Source organism: Paenibacillus tianmuensis, assembly GCF_900100345.1.
GTDB lineage: Bacteria > Bacillota > Bacilli > Paenibacillales > NBRC-103111 > Paenibacillus_G > Paenibacillus_G tianmuensis.
On record NZ_FMTT01000006.1, the window covers coordinates 142771 to 156783 of the forward strand.

Annotated in this window: 13 protein-coding genes; all 13 read right to left on the minus strand. The window is 54.1% G+C overall.

Annotated features, from left to right (window positions below; translation table 11 throughout):
* Position 1 precedes the first annotated feature (1 nt).
* Positions 2–1042, minus strand: coding sequence for an aspartate-semialdehyde dehydrogenase (locus BLO51_RS06440; protein WP_090668556.1), 1041 nt, complete (start codon positions 1040–1042; stop codon positions 2–4).
* A gap of 44 nt (positions 1043–1086) precedes the next feature.
* Positions 1087–1680, minus strand: coding sequence for a dipicolinate synthase subunit B (locus BLO51_RS06445; protein WP_090668559.1), 594 nt, complete (start codon positions 1678–1680; stop codon positions 1087–1089).
* The gene (dpsA, locus tag BLO51_RS06450) at positions 1677–2576 is read right to left on the minus strand and encodes a dipicolinate synthase subunit DpsA (RefSeq protein WP_090668563.1); all 900 of its coding nucleotides are present in this window, start codon (positions 2574–2576) and stop codon (positions 1677–1679) included. The genes BLO51_RS06445 and dpsA overlap by 4 nt, the downstream gene beginning before the upstream one ends.
* Positions 2577–2760: 184 nt before the next feature.
* Positions 2761–3216 (minus strand): dUTP diphosphatase, encoded by a 456-nt coding sequence (gene dut / locus BLO51_RS06455; protein ID WP_245719547.1) that lies wholly within the window; start codon positions 3214–3216, stop codon positions 2761–2763.
* Positions 3209–4459, minus strand: coding sequence for a M16 family metallopeptidase (locus BLO51_RS06460; protein ID WP_090668570.1), 1251 nt, complete (start codon positions 4457–4459; stop codon positions 3209–3211). The genes dut and BLO51_RS06460 overlap by 8 nt, the downstream gene beginning before the upstream one ends.
* Positions 4460–4529: 70 nt before the next feature.
* Positions 4530–5570 (minus strand): polysaccharide deacetylase family protein, encoded by a 1041-nt coding sequence (locus BLO51_RS06465; protein ID WP_090668573.1) that lies wholly within the window; start codon positions 5568–5570, stop codon positions 4530–4532.
* 167 nt (positions 5571–5737) lie between these two features.
* Positions 5738–7840, minus strand: coding sequence for a polyribonucleotide nucleotidyltransferase (gene pnp / locus BLO51_RS06470; protein ID WP_090668576.1), 2103 nt, complete (start codon positions 7838–7840; stop codon positions 5738–5740).
* A 353-nt stretch (positions 7841–8193) separates the two neighbouring features.
* The gene (gene rpsO, locus BLO51_RS06475; protein ID WP_010491237.1) at positions 8194–8463 is read right to left on the minus strand and encodes a 30S ribosomal protein S15; all 270 of its coding nucleotides are present in this window, start codon (positions 8461–8463) and stop codon (positions 8194–8196) included.
* A gap of 173 nt (positions 8464–8636) precedes the next feature.
* A complete protein-coding gene (locus BLO51_RS06480) occupies positions 8637–9596 on the minus strand; it encodes a bifunctional riboflavin kinase/FAD synthetase (protein ID WP_090668579.1) in 960 nt (319 codons plus the stop codon).
* Positions 9597–9644: 48 nt separating this feature from the next.
* A complete protein-coding gene (gene truB, locus BLO51_RS06485; RefSeq protein ID WP_090668583.1) occupies positions 9645–10586 on the minus strand; it encodes a tRNA pseudouridine(55) synthase TruB in 942 nt (313 codons plus the stop codon).
* A complete protein-coding gene (locus tag BLO51_RS06490) occupies positions 10583–11569 on the minus strand; it encodes a DHH family phosphoesterase (RefSeq protein WP_090668586.1) in 987 nt (328 codons plus the stop codon). The genes truB and BLO51_RS06490 overlap by 4 nt, the downstream gene beginning before the upstream one ends.
* Entirely contained in the window at positions 11566–11922 is a 357-nt protein-coding gene (gene rbfA, locus BLO51_RS06495) for a 30S ribosome-binding factor RbfA (protein WP_090668589.1), read from the minus strand. Before rbfA ends, BLO51_RS06490 begins: the two co-directional genes overlap by 4 nt.
* Positions 11923–11928: 6 nt before the next feature.
* A partial coding sequence (infB, locus tag BLO51_RS06500; protein WP_090668592.1) for a translation initiation factor IF-2 occupies positions 11929–14013 on the minus strand: 2085 nt, incomplete at its 5' end.

Consider the following 14013-nt stretch of genomic DNA (forward strand, 5'->3'; position numbering starts at 1 on the left):
ATTATTGCTGCTCGATCGCGATGTATTCGGCAATTTGGACGGCGTTCCAAGCCGCTCCCTTGAGCAGGTTGTCGGATACGATCCACAGATTGAGGGCTCTCGGGTTACTAAGATCGCGGCGAATACGGCCGACGAACGTTTCCAGCTTACCTGCCGCTTCCGTAGCCAGCGGATACAGCTGTTCGGCAGTGTTATCCTGTACGACGATCCCCGGTGCGTCAGCCAGCAGGCGTTTCACCTCTTCGATATCGAAATCTTGCTTAAGCTCGACATAAACCGATTCGGAATGGCCGTACACGACCGGAATCCGCACGCAAGTCGTGGTAACTTCCAGCGTGTCGTCACCCATAATTTTTTTCGTTTCGTTGATCATTTTCATTTCTTCGTAAGTAAAGCCATTGTCCACAAATTTGTCGATTTGCGGAATAGCGTTGAATGCGATTTGATGCTTGACCGGCAAAGAGCCTACCGGCAAAATTTGTGGCTCCACAGCGTTTCCTTCCAGCACTTCGCGAGACTGGCGAAGCATCTCGTTAATCGCGCTGACGCCCGCGCCGGATACCGCTTGATATGTGGAAACGATGATGCGGGAAATGCCGAAACGGTCATAAAGCGGCTTTAACGTCTGCACCAGTTGAATCGTGGAGCAATTCGGGTTGGCAATGACGCCTTTGTGGTCGCTGACTTTGTCGATATTTACCTCAGGCACGACAAGCGGCGTTTCCGGGTCCATCCGGAACGCGCTGGTATTGTCGATGCATACGGTTCCGTGCTTGATCGCTTCCGGAACCAGTGCCCGGCTGACGTCGCCTCCTGCGCTGAACAGGGCAATGTCCACGCCTTTGAAGCTGTCCGGTGTTGCTTCTTCAATCGTCACTTCACGGCCTTTGAACTGAAGTTTCTTGCCTGCGGACCGGGCCGAGGACAAGAGCTTCAGCTCTTGGATGGGGAAATTCCGTTGAGCCAGCAAACGGAGGATCTGTTCTCCTACGGCACCTGTCGCGCCTACTACTGCGACGTTAAACAACTTTTGATTCGACATGTATTGTCCTCTCCCCTAAAGAATAAATGATAAAAAATGCAGGATCAGTAATGAAACCGTTCAATCAGCATCGGCTGCAGCTGCTTGCCCTGAAGGGCTGCCTCGCAAGCTTCCATGATCAAATCCATGCGCGCTACAAGCGAATTCGGCTTGACGTTCGGCGCATCCTGTCCGAACGGGACAAAATAAATGTTTTTGGTAATCAGCAGCTTACCGATATTCGTGGCGTTCAGTCCCAATCCGTCATTTGTCGAAATCGCCAGCACAAGCGGTCTCCCGTTGCGCATCTGCGCTTTGGCCGCCATCAGCACGGGACTTTCCGTCATGGCGTTAGCAAGCTTGCTGGTCGTATTCCCGGTACAGGGAGCAATCACCATTATGTCGAGGAGTTTCGAAGGACCGAGCGGTTCTGCATCTACAATTGAAGAAATAATATCATTTCCTGTGATCTCTTTCAACTCTTTTCGCCAATTTGCCGATGTGCCGAACCGCGTGTCCGTGGTCATGATCGTATTGGATACGATGGGCACGACTTTGGCCCCGGCATCGACAAAGCGCCGGATTTGCGGCATCGTTTCGGCAAACGTGCAGTGAGACCCGGTCAACGCGAAGCCCACCGTCAGTTGATCCCAATTCATTCCCCGTTCCTCCTTCGTCTTGCGTCCTCCATGATGATGCGGGTCAGCGTATCGGCAATGATGCGCCCGGCGGTTTTCGGAGCGACAATGCCGGGCAGCCCCGGCGCAAGCATCGCTTTCACCCCGCGTTTTTCGGCATAGCGGAAATCAGTTCCGCCCGGCTTGGAGGCTAGATCGATAATAATGGCGCGATGCGGGATATTGGCGATGACTTGAGCGGTAACGACCATGGCCGGGATGGTGTTGAACAGCAAATCCACTTGGGATACGTGGGAAATCAGCTCTTGGGTATAAAAGGGATTCATTCCCATCTCGATCGCGCGGGCATAATATTCAGGCTTGTTGACGCCTACCCTGACTTTCGCGCCCATGCCTTGCAGCGTGCGGGCAAGCGTCGCTCCGGTTCTTCCGAAGCCAAGCACCATGGATTCCGAGCCGTGAATGGTGATATCCGTGTTCTGAATCGCCATCATCACCGCACCTTCGGCTGTCGGAATGGAGTTGTAAATGGCCACATCGTCACGGTCGAACAATTCGATCAGCCCGATGCCTTCGTTCGAGCATAATTCGCGTAAGTAAGGTTTGGCCATGCCCGTAAAGACGATGGCATGTTTCGGCAGAGCAGCTATATGTTCATGGGTAAGTCGCAATTCCTTGGATGAAAACAGACTGTCCACATTTCCTTGATCGTCCGTCCCAACAGCAGGTAAAATGACGGCATCCAAAGCCACAAGCGCTTCGGGCGTCAATTCTGCCTTGGTAATCCCGCTTGAACCGTTCTGCAAATTATCAAAGCCGAACAAAACGACGGATGCGTCGAGTTCGGAGCATTTTTGAATCACCTCGAGCTGCCTGGCATCGCCGCCGATCAACGCTACTTGAATCCCGGTCAGCATTCATTCTCACCTCTTTCCATGTCGCTCTCGATAAATCATCTTATGCGACAGCCCAAAGATGGGTTCCAGCAGATCAAGCCCCCAAACGCCGACGGCACGCATCGTTCGATAGCCAACAAAAAAGCGCTCTTCCGTCAGGCCTAATTGCCGGCCTGTGGAAAAGCGCTTAGATCGTCCGTCTTCCTTATTTTGTTCCCGTGTGCCCGAAGCCGCCCGCTCCGCGTTCCGTCTCGTCCAACTCGCTTACCTCGGTCAGTGTAATGAGCGGCACCGTTTGGAACACCATTTGCGCGATGCGCTCGTTACGGTTGATGGTGAACGTTTCTTTGCCGTGATTGATCAGCAGCACCTTGACTTCGCCGCGGTAATCGGCATCGATCGTGCCTGGCGTGTTCAAGGATGTGATCCCGTGTTTAAAAGCAAGCCCGCTTCGCGGACGAATTTGGGCTTCCAGCCCTCCCGGCATGGCAAGCGCAAATCCGGTCGGAATGAGAATCCGTTCGCCCGGCACGAGATCGATTGGCTCGCTTACAGCCGCATACAGGTCGAAACCGCTGGCAAGCTCGGACATTTTTTGTGGCAGCGCAATATCCTCGTTCCCCGGCAGCCGTTTAATGAACACTTCGATTCGTTCAGACAAGCTGATCCCTCCTAAATCCGGCGATGGCATCATTCGTCTGCCCGACCATAGCCAATGCGAAAGGCACGGACAGCATCTCCGCCGTCAGCGCTTGAACATGCTCCATCTTCACGCTCTCGATACGTTGTATCATTTCATCCAGATTGTAATGTCGGCCGAGCATCAACTCATTTTTCCCGATCCGGTTCATTCGGCTGCTGGTGCTCTCCAGGCTCAAAATCAAGCTGCCTTTCATTTGTTCCTTGCCTTTCTTCAGCTCGGTTGGGGTCAATCCCTTCTCCTTGATGTCGGCCAGCAGCTCCAGCGTCACCTTAAGCACTTCTTTAGTCTGCTTAGGCGCCGTACCGGTATACACGGTAAACAGGCCGCCGTCCTGGTAGGAAGAATGATAGGAATATACCGAGTAGGCCAGCCCGCGTTTCTCGCGGATTTCCTGGAATAACCGGGAGCTCATGCCGCCGCCGATCGCATTGTTCAGCAGGATCATCGCATACAACCGGTCGTCCTTCGCAGCCAGCCCGGGCAGCGATAAGCAAATATGATTTTGCTCGGTTTTCTTCTGGTGATACGCGGAATCGCTCCGGAACGCCAAAGGCTCAAGCGGGGCCTGCGAGCCCGCATTCACAAAGCTGCCGAAATGCTTCTCGATCAAGCCGACAACATCGTCGTTAATATTGCCGGCGATGCTGATGACCGTATTGGCAATCGTATAGTGCGACTTCATGTATTCCTTGAGCGTATCGGAGGTCATCGCCGCCAGATTGCTTTGCGTGCCGATGATGGTACGTCCGAGCGAATGCCCGCCGAATGCGGCCCGGGCAATCAGATCATGCACCATATCGTCCGGGGTATCTTCATACATCGCGATTTCTTCATAGATGACATTTTTTTCTTTTTCCAATTCCGTCTCATCGAATACCGAACCGAAAAACATATCGGAGAGCACTTCCACCGCGAGCGGCAGATGCTCGTCCAGCACTTTGCAATAATAGCATGTGTACTCCTTCGAAGTGAAGGCGTTCACGTTGCCTCCGATGCCGTCGAAAATTTCGGCGATATCTTTGGCGGAGTATTTTTCCGTGCCCTTGAAGAGCATATGCTCGATAAAATGCGAAATGCCGTTGTTCGTCTCGTTTTCGCTGCGCGATCCGGTTTTGACCCAGATGCCGAAAGCAACGGAGCGGCACGTCGGAATTTTCTCGATGACGAGCCGCAGTCCGTTGGTAAGTGTGTATTTGTCCAAACGCTTTAAGCCTCCTCGGTACGGCGAAGTCTTGATTCCCCTGTACAGGTATAACATTTTGATATTACCATTATTGTCCGGCGGACTCAACCTTCGGAACCCGCGCGGGCGAGATGACCTCGCTGACGGTACCCAAAGACAGCCCTTTGGCCCGGATGGCGCGAATCATGCCCTGCAGCGCGGCGCTGCTCGAAGACGTAGGATGCATCAGGATCAGCGAGCCGGGCTCGATCCGTGTAGCTACTTTATGCACGATGGAAGAAGGCTCTGGCTTTTTCCAATCTACCGTATCGATCGTCCACAAAATGGTGCGCAGGTTCATCTCGTACGCGACATCTACGGTCATTTGATTGTAATCTCCCGAGGGCGGGGCAAACAGACGGTTCTGCGCGCCCAATTCCTGCTTCAGCATCGTCTCGGTCTTGCTGATTTCGGCAGCGGTTTGCGTCCGGCTGAGCTTGCTCATGTCCCGGTGAGAGTACGCATGATTGGAGACTTCGTGTCCTTCCGCCATAATTTTGCGGGCGGTCGGAATATTTTTTTTCAGCCACATCCCGTCGAAAAAAAAGGTCGCATGCACCTGCTCCTTACGGAGAACGTCCAGCATTCGCGGCAAATACTCGTCGCCCCACGCCACGTTGATCATAAGCGCTGCCATTGGCTTCGCCGGGTTGCCCTTATAGATCGGATTCGGTCCGAGTTGATCCAGATCGACTTGAGGCGGCACTTCGCGGAACACGAGCTGCGGCGTTTCCGGAAACGACTGCCGCTCCGCCAGCTCCAGCGACTTCTCGACATCGACCTCCAGCCCGTTGTACCCCGGTATCGCTTTCCAGACGCGGTCGATCTTGGCGTTCACCGGCGGTATATTGCACTTCGCCGCCTCGGCCTTTATTCTCTCAAGCACTCTGGCCCGCCGCTCTCTCCCTTCGTCACTCCATACCCTAAGCGACAGCAGAGAAGACAGCGTTCGTGCATCGTCTGCAGCTCGTTCATGACCATTCTTCTCTCTGGCATGCTGTACGAATCGGTCGACCGCCGGAGAGAACTGCAAGCCGAGCAGCAGCGCTCCAAAGCATAATGACGCAGCTAACCATCGTTTGCGTTTCATGCCCATTCTCCTGTCCACACCTGTTTGTCCCCATCTTATGCCCTGCAGGACAGGTTTAGACCATCGTATAGAGAGCCGCGGCAGTAATCCGGATTTTCGGGCAAACAAAAAAGAGACAGACTACTCTGGCTCTTTCTGCATGCTCGCTTGAAAACTCAAGCGTTAAATTAGGTTTGGGCTGGAACCTCCGCCGTCAATACCGCTTTACGCGACAAATTGACACGGCCTTGGTTGTCGATCTCCGTTACTTTCACGGTAATCGTATCGCCGATCTTGACGACATCTTCCACCTTGCCTACGCGCTCGGTCGACAGCTGGGAAATGTGTACCAAGCCTTCTTTGCCCGGTAAAATTTCGACGAAAGCGCCGAACTTTTCGATCCGCTTCACGGTGCCGAGATACGTTTCCCCGACGATGACTTCGCGGACGATGCCTTCGATGATTTGACGCGCTTTTTCGTTCATCTCGCTGTTGGACGAAGCGATGAAGACGCGGCCATCCTGCTCAATGTCGATTTTCACGCCGGTTTCTTCGATGATCTTGTTGATGATTTTGCCGCCTGCTCCGATGACATCGCGGATTTTGTCCGGGTTGATCTGCATCGTGACGATTTTCGGCGCATAAGGCGACAGGTCCGATTTCGGCTGCGAAATGCGATCCAGCATTTTGTTCAAAATGTGCATGCGGCCTTTTTTCGCCTGCTCCAGCGCATCCGTCAAAATGGCCCGGTCGATGCCGTCGATTTTGATATCCATCTGCAGCGCGGTAACCCCTTTGGCCGTACCGGCCACTTTAAAGTCCATATCGCCGAGGTGGTCTTCCATCCCCTGGATGTCCGTCAAGATCGAGTAATGCTCACCGTCTTTGATCAGACCCATAGCTACGCCCGCTACCGGAGCTTTGATTGGAACGCCCGCATCCATCATCGCCAGCGTGCTCGCGCAAATGCTCGCCTGCGAAGTCGAGCCGTTCGATTCCAGCACCTCGGAAACCAAACGGATCGTATAAGGGAAATCGACTTCGGAAGGAATAACCGGCTCCAGCGCACGTTCGCCGAGCGCCCCGTGTCCGATTTCGCGCCGTCCCGGCGCACGCAGCGGTCGGGCTTCGCCTACGCTGAACGGCGGGAAATTGTAATGATGCATAAACCGCTTCGATTCTTCCAGGCCGAGACCGTCGAGAATTTGCACGTCGCCGAGCGCTCCGAGCGTACATACGCTGAGTGCCTGCGTTTGGCCGCGGGTAAACAAGCCGGAGCCGTGTGTACGCGGCAGCAGGTTGATGTCGCATTCGATCGGTCTGATTTCATCGAGCCCGCGTCCGTCCGGACGAACTTTATCGTGCGTAATCAAGCGGCGCACTTCTTCTTTCACGATATCGTACAGCGTTTCTTTGACGTCGGCCATTTTCTCCGGCGTTTCGGCGTAGACCGCGGCAAAATGCTCCTTCGCTTCGCTGTTGATCGCATCGATCGCATCTTGTCTTGCATGCTTCTCCGAAATCTTGACCGCTTCCACCAAACGGGCTTGAGCGAAATCGCGAACCGCTTGATTCACGTCGCTCTCGACGCTGTGAAGCTTGACTTCCATTTTCGGCTTGCCGACTTCCTGCACGAGTTGTTCCTGCACGGCAACGATTTTGCGGATTTCGTCATGACCGAACATGATCGCTTCCAGCATCACTTCCTCCGGCACTTCTTCCGCACCGGCTTCGACCATCATGATAGCATCCTTCGTACCCGCCACGACGAGATGGATATCGCTTTTCTCCGACTGCTCGACAGTCGGGTTAATGACGAACTGCCCGTCCACCCGTCCGACAATGACTCCGCCCACCGGTCCGTTAAACGGCACGTCGGAAATGCTGAGCGCCGCGGAGGTCCCGATCATGGCCGCAATTTCCGGCGCGCATTCCTGATCCACACTCATGACGATCGAAACGATCTGCACGTCATTGCGGAAGCCTTCCGGAAACAACGGACGAATCGGACGGTCCGTCAAACGGCTGGACAAAATCGCTTTTTCGCTGGGACGACCTTCCCTTTTAATAAAGCCTCCGGGGATTTTACCCACCGAATAAAGACGCTCCTCATAGTTCACGGTTAGAGGAAAAAAATCCAAATCTTTCGGCTCGGCGGAAGCCGTTACCGTACAAAGCACGACGGTTTCGCCGTAGCGTGCAACGACAGCTCCGTTCGCCTGCTTCGCCAGACGTCCGGTTTCCAGAATCAACGGACGTCCGCCGAGATCCATCTGCACTTGCTTCTCCATATTCAACCTCCTCAAATTTCATTCACAGCTTTTGAAATTTCATACCCGGATTTCGTTATGTACAATTATCACTCGAAGCCGGGTCCCCGCACTACCGCCATTGCCTGGCTACCGATCAGGGCAAACTTGCCTCCGGATCGCCAAAACGCTGGTCTTCCTTAACCATTCTGCATATTAGTCAGTATTTCCTGCTTTTTATGAAAATAGTAACTCAAAAGTACAGCTTGCGCAGTGAGCTGCAACGACAGTATCCCGATATTTTAAAAAAGCAACCCCGCAGCCCGTGCATCCGTACGCCAGGCGTTCCGGCGTGCACAAAGGACAAACGTGGTTGCTTTAGTTGTAAGACTGAATTAACGGCGCAGACCGAGTTTTTCGATCAAAGCGCTGTAGCGTTTGACGTCCTTGTTTTTCAAGTACGTCAGAAGCTTACGGCGTTGGCCGACCATTTTGAGCAGACCGCGACGAGAATGATGATCTTTCTTGTGCGTCTTCAAATGGCTGGTCAGGTTCACGATGTTTTCCGTAAGAATTGCAACTTGCACTTCAGGAGATCCTGTGTCGCTTTCATGCGTCTTATGCGTTTGGATCAGTTCCTGCTTGCGTTCTTGTGTCAATGCCATGATTGAGTCACCTCCAAAAATAATAAGTATATCCCCTGTGGCCCAGAGACCGATGGAGTACTCGATTCTCCATGCCAAGGTTCATGCGATGTCCTGAATTCCTCATGCGATAGCATGTTGAATCGACAACGTCTCATAGTATACCATAGTTTGTTTATAAAAGTAAAATAAAATTACGAGTTTTGAATCGTTTTCCGAGCCGCAAGGATCGAACGCGCTTGATCCGCATCTTGACCGATCTGGGAAATCAGCTCTTGAACTGAAGCGAATCTCCGTTCTTCACGAATAAACGCGAGCAGCTCCACCTGTACGTTCTCTCCGTAGATCGTTTCGTGAAAATCGAACAAATGCGCCTCCAGCGCGGGCTTCGTCAGGCCGGTAACGAAGGTAGGCTTCACCCCGACATTCATGACCCCGCCTACTTTGCGCCCCCCGACCGTGACCTGTACGGCATAGACGCCATTGGCCGGAATGACATAAGGCTGACTCACCTCAAGATTCGCGGTCGGGAAACCGATGGTACGGCCTCGCCCGTCTCCGTGCACGACCGTCCCTTCCAGCCGGTAAGGCCGGGCAAGCAGCGCATTCGCTTCGGCAATATCGCCGCGCAGCAAGCATTCGCGAATCAATGTGCTGCTGACTTTCTCGCCGTTCCTGTGAAACGGACGAACCACCTCTACCGCAAATCTCCCCTTGGCCAAATCGCACAACGTATCCGGCGTCCCAGCGCCCTTGTAGCCGAAGGTGAAGTCAAATCCGACGAAAACCGTACTGACCTTCATCGGCACAAGCATGTGCTCGACAAACTGTTCGGGCGTTACGCGCATAAACGATTCGCTGAAATCCACGACATAGGTCGCATCGACCTGAAGCTGCCGCAGCAATTCCTGCTTGGCCGCGGGCGGCGTAAGCAGCTTGGTGTATTTGTCCATCCCGAGCACTTGTCTGGGATGCGGATGAAACGTCATGATGGCAGCCGGCAGTTGAAACTCGGCCCCGCGTTCGACCGCCCTCCGGATCACTTCCCGGTGACCGAGGTGAACGCCGTCGAAATCGCCGATCGCCAGCACCTTGGCGGAATCGTCCAGACGGCCGTCCTGCGGCAGCGGATACGATAGCTGTACCGTTTCCATGGGTGTGTCCTTCACCTACATTTCTTTGGTGCGTTTGACCGCTCAAGCTCAAGAAAATATTTTGACCGGCAGCAGCAATTCCGGTTCCGAATCCCATTCAAAAAGCCCGATTAACGCGCCCGTTTCTTCCGTGAAGCAGGCGACCGCCTGCTCGCCGGTGGACAAAAAGGCGTTTAATACGGCCTTCTGCCCTTCGCTGACGCGAATCTTCTGACCCTGCAGCGCCTTCTGTGCTTGAACGGAAGAAAGCCGGACGGACGGCAAATGGGCAACCGCCTGCTCCATCGGAATCAACCGCCCAGCAAGCTCTCCGTTTTTGTGGAGAGTTTCGATCTGTTCAAGCGTCAGGCATCGTTCCGGCCCGATATGTCCGGTTGCGATTCGCACCAGCTCCGCCATAACGGCAGGAACGCCGAGAGCTTGTCCGATATCCGCACACAGCGTACGAATATACGTTCCCTTAGAGCAGTTGACGCGAAACTTGACTTGCGGATAATCTCCAGACCAGTCCGTCTCCAGCACATCGATGCCGTAAATGGTGACCGTTCGGGACTTCCGCTCCACTTGAACGCCCTGCCGCGCCAGCTCATACAATCGTTTGCCGTCCACCTTGACAGCAGAATACATCGGCGGCACCTGCTCGATGTCGCCGATAAAGCGTAAGACCGCTGCAGTCACTTGCTCCGGCGTCAACCGTTCTCCAAGGCACTCCACCCGTTCCAGCACTTCCCCCGACAAGTCCTCCGTATCAGTAGCAAGTCCCAAAAGCAGCGTCGCTTCGTACGCTTTTGGCAGCTCCTGGATGTACTCGACAAGCCGGGTCGCCCTGCCGATGCAAAGCGGCAGGACGCCTGTCACTTGGGGATCGAGCGTTCCCGTATGGCCGATCCGCTTGATTCTCACGATGCGGCGCACTTTAGCCACCACATCGTGGGAAGTAAAGCCTTTCGGCTTCCATACGGGCAAAATGCCTTCCAATTCCGTTGTCATGCGAGCGCCATCCCTACTTCCCTAACGACTCGCTCAACCGCTTCGGACATCGAACCGCGAATCGTACAACCGGCCGCTTTGACATGCCCGCCGCCGCCGAATTTTTGGGCAGTTGCCGCAACATCGGCCAAGCCTCCGGAACGGAAGCTGACTTTAATGATTCCGGGCTCTTTTTCCTTAAACAACATGCCGACTTCAACCCCTTCGACATTGCGGGCATAGTTGACGAGTCCGTCCATATCTTCGCTGGATGCATCGGTAGCCGACAAATCGTCCAAAGTGACGGCCAGCCAGGCAACCTTGTTGTCATGGGCAAAGGACAACGTATTGAGGCTTCGCTTCAGCAAGCATACCTGACCTAGCGTCATCGTTTCGAGCAGCCTTTCGGCAAGCTCGTGCCCCTTCACACCGCGCGCCAGCATATCTGCCGCAATCTGCATCACTTTCGGCGTCGTGTTGGAATAACGGAAGCCTCCCGTATCGGTCAGCAAGCCGGTATAAATACAATCGTTCAGCTCCGGCGTGAACTCCAAATTCAACTCCAGCGCGAGATCGTACAGCACTTCCACGGTAGCCGCGGCATCGGAACGCACCAGATTAACGGTGCCGAAACCGTCATTGGTAGCATGATGATCGATGTTCAGCAGCTTCCGCTCCGGCTCGAAGCATTCGCTCACCGAGCCGATTCGTCCGAAATCCGCGCAATCGACCGAGATCACCGCCGCGAATTTGCGTTCGGGCGGAGATTTCTCGTATTCGATGACCGCATGAGGCCCGGCCATGTACATGAACTTGTCCGGGATCGGGCCTTCGTTGATCAGCGTGAACCGTTTGTTTAACGATTGCAGCATCCAAGCGATCGCAAACGTGGACCCGGCGGCGTCGCCGTCGGGCTGCACGTGGGCTACGACCAGAAAATCATCCTGCTCGCGGATAAACCCGGCCGCCGCTTGAAGCTGAACGGCATATTCCGCTGCGGTCATGCTTCGGTATTCCCGTCGTTAATTTGGTGAATCAGCGTTTCGATCTTGCTTCCGTAATCGATCGAGGCGTCGAACTTAAACAGCAGTTCCGGAATTTTGCGCATCCGAATTCGTTTGCCGAGCTCGGAGCGAATAAAGCCGGTGCCGCGGGCGAGCGCCTTCAGCGTTTCTTCCTTCTGTTCATCGCTGCCAAGCACGCTCAAGAATATTTTGGCTTGGGAAAAATCATTCGTCACATCGACGCCGGTCACGGTAATGAAACCGATGCGCGGGTCTTTCAGTTCGGATTGAATGATCTGGCTTAATTCTTTCTTGATTTGTTCCCCGACTCTGCCCACGCGAATTTTTGCCATAGCTGATCACCTCTCTACAGTTTCCATAACGAAGGCTTCAATCGTGTCTCCCTCTTTAAGATCATTAAAACGCTCCAAAGATATACCACATTCGTAGCCTTGTGCCACTTCTTTCGCATCATCCTTGAATCGTTTCAGCGAGTCGATCTTGCCTTCGAATACGACGATTCCGCTGCGGACAATCCGTACTTCGGCAGAACGGACGATTTTGCCGTCCGTCACCATGCAGCCCGCAATCGTGCCGACCTTGGACACTTTAAAGATGTTGCGTACTTCGGCATGCCCGATAACGACTTCTTTATATTCCGGATCGAGAAGCCCCTTCATGGCCTGCTCGATTTCTTCCATGACTTTGTAAATGATGCTGTGCAGACGGATATCGACTTTTTCTTGCTCGGCGGTATTTTTCGCTTGCGGCTCCGGACGGACGTTAAAGCCGATGACGATCGCATTGGAAGCCGATGCCAAAATGACGTCCGACTCAGTGATCGCCCCTACGCCGCTATGCAAAATTTTAACGCGAGCGCCTTCGACGTCGATTTTTTCCAAGGAGCCTTTGAGTGCTTCGGCAGAACCTTGAACGTCCGCTTTAATGATGACGTTAAGATCCTTGACTTCGCCTTCTTTAATCTGTTTGTACAGATCGTCCAGCGTAACGCGGGCGTTTGCTCCCATCTCGGATTGACGCAGCGTGATGGCACGCTTCTCGGCGATATCTCTCGCTTTGCGCTCGTCCTCGAAGACCAGGAACGGATTGCCGGCCTGAGGCACTTCCGTCAAACCGGTAATTTCCACCGGCGTCGAAGGCCCGGCTTCTTTCAGCTTGCGTCCTTTATCGTTCATCATGGCCCGCACACGTCCGAAGCAGACGCCTGCGACGAAGCTGTCGCCCACTTTAAGCGTACCGTGTTGGATCAAGACACGCACCACCGGCCCTTTGCCTTTGTCCAGCTCGGCTTCGATGACCGTTCCTCTGGCACGCTTGTTCGGATTGGCTTTAAGCTCCTGCACTTCGGATACGAGCAAAATCATATCGAGCAGATTTTCCAGCCCGATCCCTTGCTTCGCGGAAATGTTGCAGAAAATCGTATCGCCGCCCCACTCTTCAGGAACAAGCTCGTATTCGGTCAATTCTTGCTTGACCCGGTCCGGGTTCGCATCCGGCTTATCGATTTTGTTCACCGCAACGATAATCGGCACTTTCGCCGCTTTGGCGTGACTGATCGCCTCGACCGTTTGCGGCATGACGCCGTCATCGGCAGCAACCACGATAATGGTGATATCCGTCACCTGTGCGCCGCGGGCACGCATGGACGTAAACGCTTCGTGACCCGGCGTATCGAGGAACGTAATCTTTTTGTTGTGCGTTTCTACTTGGTAAGCGCCGATATGCTGCGTGATACCGCCCGCTTCGCCTTCGGTAACGCTTGTCTTGCGGATCGCATCGAGCAGCGTCGTTTTACCGTGGTCGACGTGACCCATGATGGTCACCACCGGAGGACGCTCCATCAGATCCGCTTCTTCGTCCTGTTCTTCGAATTGTTCGAATTTGTCTTCCTCGACCGGAATTTTCAATTCGACTTCCACGCGGTATTCAGACGCAAGCAGTTGGATCGCATCCAGTTCAAGCTCCTGATTGATGGTCGCCATGACGCCGAGGAACAGAAGCTTCTTAATGACTTCGGAAGCGTCCTTATGCAGCACTTTGGCCGTCTCGCCTACGGTCATCGTTCCGCGCACGATAATTTTCTTCGGCGTATTGTCGATCTTCGGTTTCGGCGGCTCCTGATTCCTGCCACCCCGACCTTGGGCTTTACCGCGGTTTTGTTGACCCCTTCCGCCGCCACCCCGGTTATCTTCAAAGCGTTTATTGTTATTCGGTTTCTTCGCGCCTCTGTTCACTGCCGAATCGTTTAATTCCTGACCCATGGTGGCTGTCGTCGGTTTCGGAGGAATGGACGCCTGGCGGTTGCGATCGTTATTGCGCTGCTCGAAGCCTCCGCCTCTGCGTTGATCCGGCCGCTGGCCTTGTGGACTTCCGCCTTGGCCTCCACGATAGCCGCCGCCCTGGCCTCCTTGACCCTGACCTTG